The following is a 19,057-nucleotide window of genomic DNA, read 5'->3' as shown; positions in this document are numbered from 1 at the left end:
TTACGTTTGGCTAATATCAAAATTCCCTGTACTTCCCCCAAATCTCCCCTCCAAATAACTCAATTTTTATCTTTTTTTATTTGCCTCTCACATCAGCAGTTTATCTGCTTCATGAAAACTTTTTTCAAAAAAATATGCGTACCTGTACCATGGTACGATGTTCCTGTTGTTTTCCTGATTTAACATTGATTATCAATAAAAACCTAAGAGGTATTTTATGGCTCAGGCAGGAACAATCAAATCAATCAGCGGAACGGTAACGGCACTCGGTGCTGACGGTCAGGTTCGCACACTCGGAGTCGGTGATATAGTTTTTGAAAACGAAATCATCCAGACCGGAATCGGCGGTTCAGTGGTTATCACGCTCGCTGACAACAAGGAAATATCTCTCGGCGAAAATGCTGAGATGATGCTCGATGAAACTGTAATAGCCTCAGTGGAAAGCGGAGATGCTTCTGTTTCCGATGTTGATGCCCTTCAGGCTGCACTTGAAGCAGGTGAAAACATTGATGACATCGAAGAAGAAACAGCCGCAGGCGAAGGAGACCAGTTCGAATTCCTCGCATCTTACTACGGCGGTGACGACACAGCAGGTCAGGTAGGCAGTTACCTCCTTGATGCGGCTGAGGATGAAGGCGGACTTGACGCTGCGGATGAAGAGGGAGCAGGTAATACTGACCCTGTGGCGGCTGATGATGCCATCATTATGGACGAAGACGGCGTTTTCTCAGGCCAGCTTCCCGCTGCGACTGACTTAGACGGCGATAACGTAACCTACTCTGTAGGAACACCCCCGGTTAACGGTATTCTCGTTATCAACCCCGACGGTTCCTACACATACACCCCCAACTCCAACTATAACGGTCCGGACAGCTTCACCTATGTAATAAACGACGGAAACGGCGGCACAGCCACTTACACAGTGGAAATAACTGTTAACCCCGTTAACGATGTTCCTGTGCTCACCGGGGATGAAGGCAATGTCATTGAAGATGTAGTAACCTCCGTAAACGGTCAGGTGACTATAGATGACATAGACGAAGGCGAAAGCTTCTTCCGCCCCTCCGAACTTACAGGAGAATACGGCTCGTTCACACTTGATGCAAACGGCAACTGGACATACAGCCTCAATAACGGTAATCCCGCTGTTCAGGCTCTGCCCGCAGGAGCTACTCTCACAGAAAGCTTTGAAGTTGTTTCTCTGGACGGTACAGCAACAGAGACTGTAACCATAACTATTACAGGTACAAACGATGTACCCGTTATAACCGGTGAAGCATCAGGCGATGTTATTGAGGACGGCGAAGCTCTCTTCACTTCCGGCAAGCTTGACATAGCTGATGTTGACACCGACGAAAGCTTCTTCCAGCCCGCTGAACAGGAAGGTGAATACGGCTCATTCGTAATGGATGAAAACGGCAACTGGACATACAGCCTCAATAATGAGAACCCTGCAGTTCAGGCTCTGCCCGCCGGAGTGACCCTCACTGAAACTTTCGAAGTTATCTCCCTTGACGGTACTGCAACAGAGACAGTAACCATAACTATTACAGGTACAAACGATGTACCCGTTATAACAGGCGAAGCTGAAGGCAGCGTTTATGAAGACGGCGAAGCGCTTTTCACTTCCGGCAAGCTTGACATAGCTGACGTTGACACCGGCGAAAGCTTCTTTGAGCCTTCCGAACAGACGGGTATTTACGGCTCATTCGTAATGGATGCTGACGGCAACTGGACATACCAGCTTAACAACGAAAACGGCGATGTTCAGGCTCTGCCCGCAGAAGCCACACTCACCGAGTCATTCGTTGTTTACTCTGTGGACGGTACAGCCTCTGAAACTGTCACAATAACTATCACAGGCACAAATGATGTTCCCGAAATTTCCGGCGATAAAAAAGGCACTGTTTACGAAGACGGTGAAGTGCTTTTCACTTCCGGTAAGCTTGATATAGCCGATATAGACGAAAACGAAAGCTATTTCCGTGTTCAGGAAACCACAGCAGGTAAATACGGCACATTCAGCATTGATGAGGAAGGCAACTGGGTCTATGACCTCAATAATGATGCTGTTCAGTTCCTCCCCCAGGGAGCAATACTGAAAGAATCCTTCACTGTCGTTTCTCTGGACGGCACAGCTACCCAGAAAGTAACAGTCACAATAGTGGGCACTAATGATGTACCCGTTATAAGCGGCAAGGATGAAGGCTTCGTTACGGAAGATCAGAATGTTATCTTCGGCAAACTGGTAACTGGCGGAATCCTTACCATTGACGATGCTGACCTTCTTCAGGATTTCTTTAAACCTGAAATAGTCAAAGGCGAATACGGCACATTTACTATGGGGCCGCTCGGCGTATGGACATACACAGCAACAAACGGCAGCTCAGCCATTCAGTCACTCCCCGAAGGCGCGACTCTGACTGAGAAATTCACTGTAACCTCCATTGACGGTTCCGCTACCCATGAAATTACCGTAACTATAACAGGCACTAACGATGTACCCGTTATAAGCGGTCAGGACAGCGGTTCTGTTACGGAAGACAGCAACTTCCTGCTCCTCAGCACCAACGGAAAGCTTGATATAGTTGATGTTGATACCGGCGAAAGCTCCTTTAAACCCTCCGCACAGATCGGTAAATACGGCGCATTCGTAATGGACGAGGACGGAAACTGGAAATATACAGCGCTCAACCTGCACCCCTCTATACAGAGCCTCCCCGCAGGAGCAACACTGACAGAAGAATTCACTGTTGAATCCTTTGACGGTACTGCCACAGAAACTGTAACTGTCACCATAGTGGGAACAAATGATGTTCCGCTTATGATAGGCGATTTTAAAGGCGCAGTTGTTGAGGATGTCAAACTCGGCACTTCCGGCAGAATATTTGTTCTGGATGTTGACACAGGAGAAAGCTCTGTCAGACCCGTTGAAGATGCAGAAGGCACTTATGGTAAATTCACCATAGATGCGGACGGCAAATGGACATATGAACTTGATAACGATAATATAATCGTTCAGTCGCTTCCCAAAGGCGCTAAAGTTACCGACACGTTTGAAGTAACCTCTTTTGACGGTACAGTTACGAAAACCGTAACCGTCACAATAACAGGCACAAACGACCAGCCCGAAGTCAAAGACGTTTCCAAAGTCGTATTCGAGGACGGAAGAGTTATTGACGGACAGCTTGAGGTAACGGATGTAGATACCGGCGATACCCATACTTTCGCTCTGGTTGATGACGCTCCCGCAGGTTTCACACTGAACCCCGACGGCTCATGGTCATTTGACCCTGACAACGATGCTTACGACAGCCTCGCAAAAGGCGATGTGCTTGTGCTTAAGATCCCCTACACTGCCACAGACAGTTCAGGTGCTTTTAATGCCGAATCAGAAGAAGGCATGATAACCATCAAGGTTATAGGCACAAACGACAGACCGGAAGTTGAAGACGTTGAGTTCGGCGTATATGAAAACGGCGCAAAATACACCGGTCAGCTTGATGTGACAGATGTGGACGAAGGCGACAACCATATATTCCTCCCCGCAGGAAAACTGCCCGCAGGCTTTATACTGCTGCCCAACGGCGAGTACAGCTTCAACCCTTCTAACCCGGCGTATGAAAGCCTGAGAGAAGGTCAGGAGATAATTCTCACCGTGAAATATGTTGCTGTTGATGATTCATTCTCCCTCAACTCAATCTCCGAGACAGGGACAATCACAATTACAGTAACAGGCACAAACGACCAGCCCTGGGTTAAAAACGTATCTAAAACAGTCTACGAAGGCGGAGACGAAATCAGCGGACAGGTTAAGGCCTACGACATTGATAACGGCGATACCCATACATTCGCACTGGTTGATGATGCACCCGCAGGCTTCACATTCAATTCAGACGGTACATGGTCATTCGACCCGGCTGACCCCGCTTATGACAGTCTGGCAAAAGGCGAGATATTAACTCTTAAGATCCCCTTCACTGCCACAGACAACTCCGGCGCGGCTAATGCCGAATCAGAAGAAGGGTTCATCACAATCAAAGTTAAAGGTACAAACGATGCGCCCGTGGCTGTTAACGATGAAGTTGAAGTGGATGAAGACGGCTCAGTGACCTTCGGTGTTCTCGACAACGACTATGATGTTGACGGCGATGACATATCCATTGATGACTTCACTCAGCCTGAAAACGGTACTGTTACGCTTAATCAGGACGGAACATTCACTTATGTTCCCAATGAGAACTACAACGGTGATGACAGCTTCACTTACACAATAACAGACCCCAGCGGCGAAACAAGCACTGCTACTGTAAACATTACCGTTAACCCGGTGAATGACGCTCCTGTGGCTGTTGATGACGGAAGACCTAATTTCAGCTTCTCAGGACTTTCAGGCAACTACTATGCTGTAAGCACAGAGTTCAACGGGCTCTCAGGCAGCACGTATAATAATGACAACGGTTACCTGATAGATAACCTGACTGAGTTCAAGCACATAGTCGATACAACAGATCCCGCGGCTACTTTTGAAGCCACAAAAATCTGGTACGGCTACGGCAATAACAACGGCGTGTCCACAGGCAACAGTCTGGCAGAGTTCCTCAACCATGACGGCGCTTCGCTTGAATATGTCAACGGACAGACAGATACACCGGAAGGCGGCTTCCATATAAGCGGCAAAATCTGGATCGAAGCAGGCACTTACAACTTCAAAGTATACGCTGACGATGGCTATGACATACTCATAGACGGCGAAAGCGTGGCGAAGTTTGTTAACAACCAGTCACCCGCAACGCACGTACACGATTCCTTCACAATTGAAGAAAGCGGATGGTACGACATTGATATGTACTGGTGGGATCAGGGCGGCGAATATGTGTTCCAGCCTATGATAAGTGATGACGGCGGACTCACATACACCCTTCTGACCAACGAAGGCACATACACTACCGCTGAAGACACAGCAATAGACTTTACTGCTGCGGATCTTCTTGATAACGACTTTGACATAGACGGCGATGAACTCACCATAATAGGCGTGGGCAACGCGGTTAACGGAGAGGTTGTTCTTAATGATGACGGAAGCGTGACGTTCACACCTGACGCTGACTACAACGGCCCTGCTCAGTTTGAATACACCATTTCAGACGGCAACGGCGGAGAGGACACAGCAACGGTTTACCTTGTGGTTTCACCCGTTAACGATGCTCCGGTTGCAGAAAATGATTTCGCTGAAACAAATGAAAACGAAAGCGTTATTATCAATGTTCTGGATAATGACACTGATGTTGACGGCGACAGCCTCAGCATTCACACATATGACGGAACATCTGAAAACGGCGGAACAGTAACCCTTAATCAGGACGGCACGTTCAGCTACACACCTGTACAGGGATTCAGCGGAACAGATACATTCACATACACCGTGACTGACGGAAACGGCGGATTTGACACTGCGACAGTAACTGTTGAAGTAGCAAACACCAATGATGTCCCCGTTGCTCAGAACGACTATGTGAGTGTTGTTGAAGGCAGCTCAACGACTCAGACTGTCAACCTTGTCCTTGTGATCGACACATCAACAAGTATGAATGATAAGGTCGGCAGCCTCACAAGACTCCAGATTGCCAAAGCGGCTCTGCAAAACCTTATCGATAAGTACGGTGATTCTCTCGGAAGTGTAATGCTTGTCGATTTTAATGACAGCGCTAAGCTTTACACAATAGACGGAGAGAAATGGCTCACTGCTGAACAGGCTAAAACCGCCATTGAAGGTCTCACCACTAAAAACTATACCGACTATGACCACGCTATAGAGGTTGTGAGAACCTCTTACACCGACGCTCCTGATGCGGATAAAACTTATGTTTATTTCCTCTCAGACGGTGAGCCCATGGGCAGCGACGGAGGAAACGATAACTCTATAAGCAGTGGAGAACGCACAACGTGGACTAACTTCCTCAGCACTTCAGGTATTGATGAAGTTTTCGCAATCGGAGTGGGTTCAGGAATAAGCAATACTCAGCAGCTTGGAATGGTTGCATGGACGAGTGATGCTGACAACAACCACAGCGGCAACGTAATAATGGTTACAAACGATAACCAGCTCTCCGCCATACTTGAGGGCACAGTGAACCTGAACACTGTTGAAGGCAATCTGCTTGACAACGATGACTTCGGTGATGACGGTGCAGGTTCACCCCAGCTTGTATCTGTTGAGTACAACGGAGTGACAGTGGAGTTCGATTCCTCAACAACAGAGCATACCTTTGACCTCGGCGAAGCAGGCAAGGTAACAATCTACAGTGACGGAAGGTATGAATACACCTCCGGAACAGATGTTGCTGACGATGTGACAGCCGAAATCAAGTATGTAATACAGGATGCTGACGGTGAAACTTCCGAAGCTACACTTACGCTCACAACAACAGACAGCAGCGAAGTATTTGCGGCTGACAACGCTAACCATGCGGTAATAAGCACAGTTGAGGCACCTTCTGTCACTGAGACAAGCAAGCTTCTGGATTCCGGCAGTATATACGATACAAACAGCGGAACAGCAGTCGGTACTTACGGTCAGAAAACGACAGGCTCATTTGATGTTGCAAGCGGAGAATCATCTTCACTGAGTTTCAGCTACTCAATAAGTAATTTTAACAACGGTGATACTTTCACATGGGCTGTTCAGAAACTTGTTAACGGAACATGGGTTAACGTTGAAAGCGGTTCTGTGACAAATGGTGCAAACGGTTCTGTAACAACAGGCAGTCTGGAACAAGGCACATACAGACTCCAACTCACAGCAAATGATCAGACTGGCGGGAAGAACCCCAGAACATTTACTGTAAACTACTCCAACATCAATATCACTACTGTAACCGAAAGCTATGAGTATCTTGTGGCTGCAATGGTTTCAGGCAACGTGCTTACGGATGCCAACAACTACCTCGGCAGTGACGACCAGTGGGGCGCTGTGGATGATATGGGCTCAGAAGGCGCAGCATTCACCGTATTCAACGGAACAGACTACGTTTCACCCGATGCGGCAGGAACAACAATCATCGGCGAATACGGCACACTGGTAATAAAAGCTGACGGTTCGTACACCTACACTCCTGTTGCGAATGCAGACAGCATAGGTCAGACTGAAACTTTTGAGTACAAACTTACTCAGCCTGACGGCGACAGTGACACTGCTCACCTCGTGATAAGCATAGGCGATGCTCCGCTTCATGTAGTTCACGGAACTGACGGTGCGGATACTATCACATTCGACCCGACTGCTGACCTCATAGACGCAGGCGCAGGTTACGATACACTCGTAATAGGCGGCGGCGAGCTTGATTTCAGCAACATAGCTGATGTTGTAAGGAACATCGAAGAGATAGACCTTACCAGCGGCGACAACACGCTGAACAACCTGACCCTTCATGATGTTCTGGCGATTACTGATGCTGATAACGAACTCGTTATCAGAGGTAATGAGGGCGACTTCGTAACCATAGACAACTCCGACGGAGCATTCTCTGTGGATAACGGTCACCTTGTTGTCAACGACGGCAGCGCAAACATCAGTTTCGAAGGCGGAGTAACCTTTGAAGTGACAGACACTCACATCAAAGTCACTTTCACTGATGATGGTACAGAAATAGGCGGATAGTAATCAAAATCACAACAGACACTGCGTCCGGCCAGTCCGGCGCAGTGTTGCAATAAGCACAAAAAAATCCCCCGCAGGCTGTGAAAGCTTACGGGGGATTTTTTATAAGGTATATTAAATAAATATCCAAGTAAATCCTCCCCGACCTTCCTTTGCTAAAGGATGGTGTTTTGCTTTATCTGCAATAACTTCCCCCTTTATTAAAGGGGAACAGAGGGGGATTTTTTTATTTTAGCGGCTTAAGGCTTTGAGATTGCGTCACATTCGTTGGTAATGACCGCGGTTTGCGTCACTGCGAGGAGCGCAGCGACGACGCAGTCTCTGAATATACGAAAGATTGCTTCACCCCGCAGGGTTCGCAATGACTATACTGCAGGCAGCAAGCCAACGCATCGAATTAGAACCAAACATTCAGCCTTGATACTACCAGGTCATACACTTCCTTTCAGCTTGAGGGCAACCTCCAGCCTGTCCCGGCATCCGGTTTTTACAAAAACCGATGAGAGATGCGCCTTGACAGTGCGCACGGTGATCCCCATGGAATCGGCAATTTCCTTATTGCTCATACCCCGCCCTATCAGTTCAGCCACCTGTTGCTCCCTCTCGCTGAGGTCATCAAAAAAGCCCGCCTCAAGCCGTGAAGTGCCGTTTTGCGGCACTGAGGCTATCAGCCTGCTGAGTATTGAAGGAGGAAGCCATACCTGTCCAGAAATCACAGTATGAAGCATCTGGTTAAGGTTTTCCGGGTTCATGAACCTGTTACCGTAACCCTTTACTCCCTTATGAAGGAAGCGTACTGCCTCATTGTACCCCGGAACAGCGGAGAAAACAGCCACAGGGCAGACTCCGACAGGAATCTGTTTGTCTGAGGAAAGAAGATCCACCACCAGCAAGTCCGCATTCTTTACAGATTCCTCTGCCTTATCACGGTTATATCTCATAAAACTGCAGCCGTTCATTCTGACGGCTGACTCAACATATTCAAAAAAGCGGTTATCATCAGTTACAACAGTTATTTTCATCATCTTTCCCTTAGCGCGTTGTACTTCGCCCTTAAAATCGGCTTCATGATGTACTGAATAATTGTCTTTTTGCCCGTAATTATGTCCGCCTGAACTGTCATGCCGACCATTATGTCTTTTTTGTTGTCCTCCGTTCCGAGGTAGTTAGTGTCCGTTTCGATTCTGACAAGGTAGTATTCCTCATCCTTTTCATCGGTGATAGTGTCCGCACTGACGTGTATAACCTTCCCTTCCAGACCGCCGTAAATCGCAAAATCATACGCTGTGAGCTTGATAACTGCATTCTGTCCGGGGTAAACAAATGCTATGTCGGAAGGCTTGATTTTCGCTTCCACAAGCAGTTTGTCGTCATTGGGCACTATCTCTATAATGTCCATACCCGGTTTGGCAATACCACCCACAGTGTTGATGAAAAGCTGTTTCACAGTACCGTCCACAGGGGAGCGCACCATGGTACGCCTCACTCTGTCCTCAATAGCCACCTGAGAGTTTGAGATCTGCTCAATTTCAGCTATGACCTTGTTAAGCTCAGTCTGCGCCTCACTTTTCTGCCGTCCTTCAATTTCGCCTATGGCGTTTCTCGCCTCAATAACCTGATGTTCAAGGGATTCGATGTTTTTCACTGTCTCGTCAATCTCCTTGCGGTTATCAAGCTCTTTCTGCCTGAGCTGAATAAACTCAAGCTCCGAAACCAGACCTTTTTTGAAAAGCGGGTCCATCAGCTCTATTTCCCTCTGTATCATACCTTTGCTGGTATGGAGGTTTTTAAGCCTCTGGCGCGCATTCGCCAATTCCACCTGCCGCTGCTTAAACCTCTGGACAAACACTTCCTTCTCGCTGTTCCTGCGGGCTGTGTTCGTTTCATAGAGCCTCTGCTCCTCCATGATAAGCTGCGGGTAGTTTGTTTTGGCTTCCTCATCTATTACAAACCCGGCTATGCCGGCTTCGGCTTTGAGCCTTACTGCTCTTGCCTTAAGCTCGCCGAGTTTTGCCCGTCCTTCCTGATATGAGCTTCCGGCACCTGTGTCATCTATAACAACAAGTACCTCTCCGGTTTTAACAAACTGGCCTTCCTTAACTCTGAGTTCCTTTACTATCCCGCCTTCAAGGTTCTGAATCACCTGAACCTGCCGGGAAGGAATAACCTTGCCTATGCCTCTTGTGAGCTCATCAAGCTCTGTGAAATATGCCCATGTGAAAAGCACTATTATAAGTGCGGTGATTACGTAAAGTATCAGCGACATTTTTATAGGGCTTTTCTGGAGCACAGCGGCATTAAGGCTGTTCATAAACTCAATGTCACTGTTAAGAACGCTTTTTTTACCGTTTCCGTTTTTATGGCCGGAGGAATTTTTGCCGTTTATCATTTTCGGTTGCCTCCGAGTTTTGCCAGCACGTCTTCTTTCTTACCGTCAATGACTATGCTTCCGTTATCGAAAACAATAATCCGGTCAACAATTTCCAGAATGCTGGGTTTATGGGTGATGACTATTGTGGTTTTATCCTTTGTCGCCTCTTTAAGGTTGGCAATGACCCTCATTTCGGTCGTGTAGTCCATTGAGTTGGTAGGCTCATCCATGAGGATTATGGGGCTGTTCACAAGGAAAGCGCGCGCCACTGCAACAGACTGTCTCTGTCCGCCGGAGAGGTTTCCCCCTCTTTCACCCACATTTACATCAAGCCCCATGGGGTGGCGGTCAGTAAAATTAGTCACGCAGCCTATATTTGCTGCGCGTATAATTTCAGAATCCTCCGAATGAGGAGCCTTAAATGTGATGTTCTCTCTCACTGAGCCGGAAAGAAGAGACACATCCTGCGGAACATAGCTGAAATTATGCCGCAGATCCGCCGGGTCTATCTGTTTAATGTCTATACCGTCCACAAAAACACTGCCCTCATCCGGGTCATAAAACCCCATGAGTATTTTTGCCAATGTGGATTTCCCCGAACCTACCTGCCCTATTATCCCCACTCTTTCCATGGGGTTGATCTTGAAGCTGACCCCAGTGAGGGCATTCTTTGTTTCATCAGGATAGCGGAAAGTCACATCTTTGAACTCGATAGCTCCCTTAAACACCGGACGTCTGAGGAAAAGCTTTCTGTCCGGGCGCTCTATCTCTTTTTTCATAAGGTCATTAAGCGCGCTTAAGCCTGTTTTCATCTGCTCATAACCGGTGAGCAGCGAAGCCACCTGAGACATGGGCGCTATGGTTCTGGAGGAGAGTATAACCGTTGCGATAAGCCCGCCCATGGTGAGTTCACCCTCTTTAATGAGATAAACCCCGGCAATAACCACCGCAACACTGCTCAGCTGCGTCAGGAATGCGGCAACTGTGCTCAGCGAGCTTGAAAGCACTCTGGATTTGAGCCCTTTGGCGGCTATATCCCCCGTGCTCTCCTCCCAGTGCCACTGGATTGAACTGTTGGCGTTAAACGCTTTGATTGTCTCCAGATTGGACAGAGCCTCCACCAGAATACCGCTTTTGCGGGCTGATGCTTCGTGTGTGCTGTCGGCGAGGCGTTTGATGGGATTGCGCATAAAAAAACTGTAGAGAAGTATCAGCAGTATGGTTGTAAGGGGAACAAGAACCAAAAGCTGGCTTATGTAATAGATAACCAAGAGAAAGATAACAACAAACGGAAGCTCGATGAACGCCACTACAGCGCCGGATGTAAAAAATCCTCTGATTCCGTCAAACTCTCTGAGGTTGTTGGCAAAAGAACCTACGGTTCTGGGTTTGTTCTTCATTTTCAGGTTGAGGGACTGCTCAAAAAGTATGGAAGAGAGAATTACATCGCTCTTTTTGGCAGCCACTTCCAGAAACTGGGTTCTGAGATATTTAAGAATAAGATCGAAGATATAGACTGTTGATATGCCGATGGCCAGAACCCACAGAGTATCCACAGCGTTATGGGGGATAATTCTGTCGTACACGTTCATTGTGAACATGGGGCCCGCTATGACAAATATGTTTATCAGAAGGGTTGCCAGCAGAACATTCCAGTATATATCCCTGAATTTCCAGAGTGTACCGAAAAACCAGTTATCCCGATCCCCTTCGGATGAGGCGGAGTCCTCCGGCCTGTAGCCTTCATAATTCTTTTTCAGGAGAAAGGCAAAACCGAGATATTCGTCATTGAGCTTCTCAAAATCTGTTTCCATAGGCGTTTCATCAATATCAGGGATGACGATCTCCGCTCTTTTCCCTGTATGATCAATAGCCGTGATAACACATGCGTTCCCGTTCTCAAGCAGAAGAATGGCAGGGAGAACAACCGCAGGCAGATCTTCAATCCGTCTTTTCACAAGAGTGGATTTAAAGCCTGCGTTGGCAGCCGCACGGGAAAAATTTGCCTTCGATTTCTCAACATCAAAAAGAGACTGCTTCTCCTTCTTCGGGTCAAAAGGCAAGCCGTAAGCCAGGGCTTCCATAGTGGCAGGCCTGTTGTTCAGCTTGGTCAGCAGAACCAGGCAGTTCATCAGTGAATCGGATGATATTTTCCTGCTCATTTCTTATCGCCCAATGGGGAAATATCCGCAATTCCCCTTCCTTGAAAGTATTTTATCTGTCTTGCTTCAAGCACTGCTTTCTGTTCCTCGTTTTCTATTTTGGTTGCAATGAGTTTTATACCCAGACTTTCGGTAATCGTGAGGAAAGCATTGAGCGCGATACCCGCATCACCGTTATTTTCAATATCAAGCAGATAGTCCTGCTCAACCTTGATATAGTCCGGTTTAAGCAGATGAAGATATTTGACTGAGGTTTCATTCATAACGAACCTGTCTATGCCGAATTTGAACCCTGTACCTTTCAGCAGACCGGAGAAATCAAGGCATATGTCAAAGCTTTTGCCTATCGCCTCATCCGGTATTTCAAACACAAGTCTGCTGTTAAGGTGTCTGACGGAGGAAAGGAACTTTCTGAACCACGTGAAGGATTCCCTGTCCTTGAGGAAGTCGTTGGAAACATTGACAGCGAGGGTAATTCCCTGATTTTTATCAAGAAAATCGGTGGCGTGCCTCAGCACGTACTGATCCACATCATTGGCAAGAGAGAGCTTGATAACCATAGGCATAAAATACCCTGCCCTCTGTATCTGCCCCTGAAGGTCGATCATATTGATGAATATCTCCCTGTGGAGCTCCCCTATTTCAGAGACAACAGGCTGTGATGTGAGCATAAACCTCTGTTCGCTGAGGGCGGATTCTATCATCTTCTTCCATTCCAGTTTACCGAGAATCAGCTTTGTTCCGTCATCCCGGAAATGATCCAGATGCGGTTCTGCGGCATTTTTTGCGGCAGAAAGCGCATAGTCGGCCTTAGTGAGAACACTGCTTATACTGTCTGTTTCGTTGTAGCTGACTATGCCTGCGGCAAAGTCCGTATGCCCGCTGAACTCTTTGTTTGCATCAACAAAATCTTTTATTTTGGAATAGATTATTTTAGTGCAGAGAGTACTCTCCTCAACATCGGACGAAGGCAGTGTTATCACGAAGTCATTTGAATTGAGGCAGGAGACAAAGGAGTAAAGCTTGTTTACCGTGCACTCCTTCATTGTGGCAGAGGCAAAGTCGTAAAGCTGCTGAACAACCTGAAATCCTGACATCTGATGCACTTTTTCAAGCCCTTCAAATGAGAAGAGTATGACCTCACCTTTTGAACGCTCATCATTGGATGAAACGAAGTTGCTGAACTGTTTTATGAAATATTTACGGTTATAAAGACCTGTCTGGGCATCTTTGTATTGCAGTTCCTGATATTTCTGGAGTGTTTCAACCTCACGGTTGTAAATACCCTGCACCTTCTGAACCATTGCATTTATGGCAAGAACAACCTGCCTGAGCTCAGGGGTTTTAGGCACACGCTCGTTTATTATGAATTCATTGTTCCCCACTGCCTCTGCCTGAGCTTTTATGGCATTGAGAGAAGCGAGAATAAGTTTAAGAATGAAATAACTTACGAGCGAGGCAAGACCGCCCAGAACAACAAACCACAGGCAAAGCTGTTTGAATGTTTCCCACAGGCGCAAGTATGAATGCCCCAGATGCACTTTGACCTTAAGCGTTCCGTATATGCTCCAGCCGCCTGATACTGCGGCCTCAGCCACAGGAGCCTCAAGCCTGACCATATTTATAAAAGCCTGCGGAACACCCTCCACAGCTATGTTCTCACTCTTTGAATAAGCCACGGTTCCGTCCTGTTTTATCAGGGTTATCTCCTCGTAGTAACCGCCGTCGAACATGGCGTTTATCATTGTCTCCATTATGGAAAGATCATCCATAAAAGGGCTCATTGAGAGAGAAAGGGAGTTAGCCGTGTTTTTTGCATTTGTGTATAACTGATTGCGCACGTATTCCTTGGTATCGCTGAAATTAATTTGCAGAACAATACCCAGAACCGCCAGCAGCATTACTGTCACAAAAATCTGTAACTGTCGGAATAGAGTCATTTTAGTTACCTCTTATATATTTCAAGGTCGATTTCTTTCAGCTTTTGCAGGTTTTTGGACGAGGAGGGATTAACCCTTTTTCCGAGCCCCTGCTGTTTCTGTATGTAGAGATCATTAGCAGTGAAGCTGTAAACGGGAACCAGATCGTTTCTTTTAGTTGCGGGCAGAATCTGCTTGTTGTAATTATCAAGAACAAGCGGAACAGCGCCTTTTTGCGGGTAATATGATACAACCATGTGAGCAACCTCGGCATAACCTATGGCTTTAACGTACGTGAGAAAAAGTTTCTCCTGAGGAACACCAAGTTGAATGAGAGTAAGGAACTTTGCCACGGCATAATCCTCACAGTCACCCATCCCCTTCCCTATAAACTCCAGCCTGCTTGCCCAATAATCGCTCTTACCCCACACCAGCGCGTCAGAACGGTATTCAACCTGATTGAAAAACTTATTGACCTCAATAATTTTTGTTTCCTCGTCGGCGGACGCAATCTCATTCATAAGACTGAGAAGCCCGGCAAGCCTTTTATCAGCCTGATCACCATAACGGCTTTTAAAGGTGCTTCGGACATCCTCCGGAACATAAAACATCTCAGATGAAACCGCAGCAGCGACATAAACTGTCACTGCTGCGGATACTATAAGCATTATTCGTTTAAAGTTTATCATTACTCAGTATAACATCAGTTTCTGATAAGCTTAAACTCTATACGTCTGTTTTTCTGTCTTCCTTCAAGGGTCTGGTTGCTGACGATAGGTGATGCGCTTCCTTTGCCGTAGGATGTCATGATATTTTTATCAACACCCAGAGCCGCAAGTTCATTCACCACTGTTTCTGCCCTTTTTTCGGAAAGTTGCTGGTTATATCTTCTTGTACCGGAAATATCGGTGTGGCCGACTATTTCAAGTTTGTAGTCTTTAAGCGCTTTAAGCTGTCCGGCTATGGTTTTAAGATACTCGCGCGCTTCAGGTGTGAGTTCTGCTGAGTCGAAGTTGAAATTGATTATGTCCAGATGGAAGGACTGTTCCTTTTTCGATTCGTCTATGGCAAGAACTCTCTGTTCTTTGACTGCGGGTCTTTGCTCTTTCGGGAGGATATAAGGCTCTATTTTTTCAGGAACATTATAGCCTACTTCAAGACCTCTCTTATCAAAGCAGCCCCAAGGCAGAGTGTCAGAATTAAGCAGTGAGTTGTCGCACTGGTCAGCAGTGTCCTTCACTGTATCCTTATCTCTGTCTTCGCCGAGTTTTTTGTAAAGAGCGTAGTCAAATTCGTCTTTGTAGTCTTTGAGATCCACTTTTTCGAAGAGACCGGTTTCAAACTCGTTGAGAAGCATGCCTGTTGCCTGAGCAAGCCTGTAGTATGATGTCAGGAAAGAGAATTTTGACTGAACAAATGAGTTCTGCGCAGTGAAATATTCTGTTTCAATATCAAGCAGCTCAAGAAGAGTTCTTCTGCCGAGGTGATATTCCTCTTTAAACTCAACAAGGGTTTTTTCGCTCATGTCAACGTGTTCGGTGAGGAACAGTTTCTTTGTCTGCTCAGCGATAAAAATGTTCCATGCAAGGCCGACTGTCTCATTGACATTTCTGCGTTCGATGTAGCTTCTCTGATACTCTTTAAGCATTGATTCATAGTTGCCGGCTTTGCGTGCTTTTCTTATGCCGCCGTCATATAAAGTGTAGCTGAGTTTCAGGAAAGCTCCTGCGTTGTTTGTCCAGCCGTCATCACCGCCGACATCGTTGCTGTGTTCAGCCTGAAGTTCGAGGTCAAGTGAAGGCCAATAGGCTGATTTGTCTTTGGAGAGAGTGTACTTCCTTACCTCTATGTTATAGTTTGCAACACGGAGGGCAGGATGCACATGAAGAGCCATATCAACAGCTTCTTCTTTTGTGGAAGGAAGGGTTCCCTCAGGTTCGGGCACTATGAACACTTCCGGTCTGAGGATGCGGCCGAACTGCCTGTGGAATTTCACTATTGCCTGATTAAGATCCTGCTGCTGAGAGATGAAGTTGCTTCTGGAGAGTGCGAAGCGTGATTCTGAGTTGGAAAGATCAGATGCCCTTCCGAAGCCGGAATCAGTTTTTTCTTTTATCTGTTTAAGTATCTGAGCCTGCGTAATAACATTCTGTCTGGCCAGTTCAACCAGTTCTGCAGTTTTCAGAACTTCCAGATAAGCTTCCGCTGCTTCCAGAAAAACCCTGTTCGCAGTATTGAGGACATCATAAGCTGCTGCTTTTACGCGTGATTCAGTCTCTTTAACATAATTTGAAGTGTGCATTCCGTTAAAGAGGTTCTGGCGCGCATATATTCCTGCTCTTCTTGCGATAAGGTCTTCACTTTCATAATTGGTGTCGTAGCCTTTTGTGACTTCCGGCCCGATGCTGGCTTCAGCGCTTATGTTAGGTCTGTAGCCGCTTTTGGCCATTCCGAGTTCTGATTTGACCGTCTGGTACCTTTTCAGAGCTTCAAGAACTTCCGGGTTTGTTTTAACAATATCTTTCAGTACCTCCTGAAGAGGCATGAACTGAGCAGTCTGAGCCATGTCGGACTGCATGGGTGACAGGTTTTCATCCGCGTATGCAGAGGATACAAATCCTGCCGTGCATAACAGAGAAAACAGAGCCGTAACTAAGAGAAGTTTTCTCCTTAAGCTATTCAATAAGCACATACTAACACTCCTGTTATTGGTGTACGCAATAATGACAATTAGATAATACCACTCTTGCGCAAGGAATCAAACAGAAATTAATATCAATAAGATAGAACAAAGTGTGTAAACATGTGTTTTCTTCTTGTTTATAAGAAACTAAAGCTATATTGTACTTTTGTACAATTTTTTTGCGCCCTAAAATAATTTTCTGACAATGGCTAAAAATAATTGTTTTCGGAAAAAGAGAACTATGTAATTATATTTAACACTGTATTGCAGCATAAGAATTAATTAAATTATCAGTGCTGCCGATTAAATTTACGAAAATGACTATCGGTAATGCTGCTTTAAATCATTAATAGATCTGATGACGTTTAATAAATGAGTGAGCATATGTAAAAGATGTAAAGTCGTGATATTTAAAAGAATATCTTGACAGCACAACCTTGTATAACCTTTAATGTCTGTAAGATTTATTGTCAGGTGGTTTTTTATGTTTATGAAGATCTATGAATATCTTGAGAAACACTTCTTTGATTCAATATCCAAAAAAATTATCGGTAATGTCGGCTTTCTGATTCTTCTGAATTTAATTACCGTAACAACTTTATATATGAGGGAAAAGTCATTCTCAGCCCATGCAGGCATACCGGAAATGGAATCCTTTCTTAACGGCTCACTGCTTATTATAGCTGTAATGCTCTGTCTCAGCATCGGAGCAGGTACGTTCATTATATTATTCATGCGCCACCTGTTTATCCGACCGGTAAAAGCCATGATCCATGTTTTTGAAAGTACAGATACAAACTCCAGCGACATTTCCTGCTCACTGCCGAAAATGAGTTATGACGAATTCAGACAAATGGCTGAAAGCTATGACTCCTTTATGGATCACCTTCGCAGAAACATATGTATTTCGAGGAACATAGGCATTGAGGTCGCAATAGGCGGTGAAAGGGTCAGTAAGGCTGTTGACTTTGCCACAGGCAGCATTAACAAACAGAACGAAATGGCAGAGCTTATCTACACAGCAAGCGAACAGTCCACAACAGCAATTAACGAGATCGCCATAAACTCACAGGAAATATCATCATCCACAACCACAAACCTTGAAAGCGCAAAGGATATTTCTGTGCGGCTTGAGGAAGCCAGCGGTGAAATATCGCAGGTCGGCTCCATGCTGGGAACCTTCGGAAATACAGTTGATGCCCTTTCCAACAACTCGGCAAATATTAAGCAAATCATCTCACTGATTAAGGATATATCGGAACAGACAAACCTGCTTGCCCTTAACGCCGCTATAGAAGCCGCCAGAGCAGGTGAACACGGCAGAGGCTTTGCCGTGGTTGCTGATGAGGTGCGCAAGCTCGCGGAAAGGGTCAAAGATGCCACCGATGAAATTGAGCATAATGTCAGTGACATGATCACTCTGGTCAAGAACACCGAAAAAGAAACAGAGGTTATTGTCAGTTACACTGAAAACACTAAGAATGTTGTTACCGAATCAGCCACTAAATTTGTTACAATGGTAAATGACTTCGAAAGAAACAACGCACAGCTTATGACCATCGCATCCGCCATTGAGGAACTTTCCGTAACAAACAGCGAAGTGCATGAAAATATAGTCAGCATAAGGGAACTGAGCAATCAGGTTGCACATATGATGACAGAAACCAGAAGCAGCACAAATACTCTGCGCGATGAAGCGGAAGAGCTTCAGGAAATCATGGCCACATTCAAGACCGGAAGGGGCGAGTTTGAAAAAATTGCCGCTGAGCTTTCGGTTTTCAGGAATGAGATTCAGACAAGCCTTGAAAAGCTTGCTGAAAAAGGCATCAATGTATTTGATGAAAACTGTTCAGCCATCAAGAACACTTTCCCGCAGAAATACGATATTTCATACAGAAACGCCTTTAAAAGCGAGATTCAGAGCAAGCTCGACAGCATCCTCCGCAGGATGCCCCAGCTTATCTACTCTGTGCCTGTAACCAGAAAAGGCTATCTTCCTGTGCACCATTCGGAGTTTTCAAGGGAACTTACGGGAAACAAAGATACTGACCTGAAATTCAGCCGCCATATGAAAATTTACTTCGGTTCACTGGCTGAGAAAAAGCGGGCACAAAACCAGAAGCCCATACTTCTCCAGACTGTTATAAGGGACACTGGCGAAGTATTTAACGACATCTCCATGCCTATTTACATTAAAGGCAAACACTGGGGAGCGCTTATAAGCGGTATAATGCCGGAAGAAATCAAGAAATAGACTGTTTA

At 46.1% G+C, this 19,057-nt stretch carries 8 protein-coding genes; 2 read left to right on the top strand and 6 right to left on the bottom strand.

Features of this window, described 5'->3' with window-relative positions; all coding sequences use genetic code 11:
* Positions 1 to 217 precede the first annotated feature (217 nt).
* The gene (locus OSQ85_RS11160) at positions 218 to 7,660 is read left to right on the top strand and encodes a retention module-containing protein (RefSeq protein WP_265823133.1); all 7,443 of its coding nucleotides are present in this window, start codon (positions 218 to 220) and stop codon (positions 7,658 to 7,660) included.
* 431 nt (positions 7,661 to 8,091) lie between these two features.
* On the opposite strand, the gene OSQ85_RS11155 is transcribed toward OSQ85_RS11160, so the two are convergent.
* Genes OSQ85_RS11155 through OSQ85_RS11130 form a run of 6 tightly spaced genes read right to left on the bottom strand, consistent with a single transcriptional unit; the run spans position 8,092 to position 16,678 of the window.
* The gene (locus OSQ85_RS11155; RefSeq protein ID WP_265823131.1) at positions 8,092 to 8,685 is read right to left on the bottom strand and encodes a response regulator transcription factor; all 594 of its coding nucleotides are present in this window, start codon (positions 8,683 to 8,685) and stop codon (positions 8,092 to 8,094) included.
* Positions 8,682 to 10,049 (bottom strand): HlyD family type I secretion periplasmic adaptor subunit, encoded by a 1,368-nt coding sequence (locus tag OSQ85_RS11150; RefSeq protein ID WP_265823129.1) that lies wholly within the window; start codon positions 10,047 to 10,049, stop codon positions 8,682 to 8,684. Before OSQ85_RS11150 ends, OSQ85_RS11155 begins: the two co-directional genes overlap by 4 nt.
* The gene (locus OSQ85_RS11145; protein ID WP_265823128.1) at positions 10,046 to 12,193 is read right to left on the bottom strand and encodes a type I secretion system permease/ATPase; all 2,148 of its coding nucleotides are present in this window, start codon (positions 12,191 to 12,193) and stop codon (positions 10,046 to 10,048) included. The genes OSQ85_RS11150 and OSQ85_RS11145 overlap by 4 nt, the downstream gene beginning before the upstream one ends.
* Positions 12,190 to 14,133: a bifunctional diguanylate cyclase/phosphodiesterase gene (locus OSQ85_RS11140; protein ID WP_265823126.1), complete on the bottom strand. Its 1,944-nt coding sequence runs from the start codon at positions 14,131 to 14,133 to the stop codon at positions 12,190 to 12,192. The genes OSQ85_RS11145 and OSQ85_RS11140 overlap by 4 nt, the downstream gene beginning before the upstream one ends.
* Positions 14,134 to 14,138: 5 nt before the next feature.
* On the bottom strand, positions 14,139 to 14,801 hold the full coding sequence (locus OSQ85_RS11135; protein WP_265823124.1) for a transglutaminase-like cysteine peptidase: 663 nt from the start codon (positions 14,799 to 14,801) through the stop codon (positions 14,139 to 14,141).
* Between the two features lie 14 nt (positions 14,802 to 14,815).
* The gene (locus tag OSQ85_RS11130; protein ID WP_265823123.1) at positions 14,816 to 16,678 is read right to left on the bottom strand and encodes a TolC family outer membrane protein; all 1,863 of its coding nucleotides are present in this window, start codon (positions 16,676 to 16,678) and stop codon (positions 14,816 to 14,818) included.
* 601 nt (positions 16,679 to 17,279) lie between these two features.
* Here OSQ85_RS11130 and OSQ85_RS11125 point away from each other — a divergent pair.
* Positions 17,280 to 19,049 carry a methyl-accepting chemotaxis protein gene (locus OSQ85_RS11125; protein WP_265823121.1) on the top strand — a complete coding sequence of 590 codons (1,770 nt, stop codon included), beginning with the start codon at positions 17,280 to 17,282 and terminating at the stop codon, positions 19,047 to 19,049.
* Positions 19,050 to 19,057: the final 8 nt, after the last annotated feature.

Origin of the sequence: Geovibrio ferrireducens, assembly GCF_026226615.1 — a bacterium.
GTDB lineage: Bacteria > Chrysiogenota > Deferribacteres > Deferribacterales > Geovibrionaceae > Geovibrio > Geovibrio ferrireducens.
This window is presented reverse-complemented; position numbering and strand designations above follow the sequence as displayed.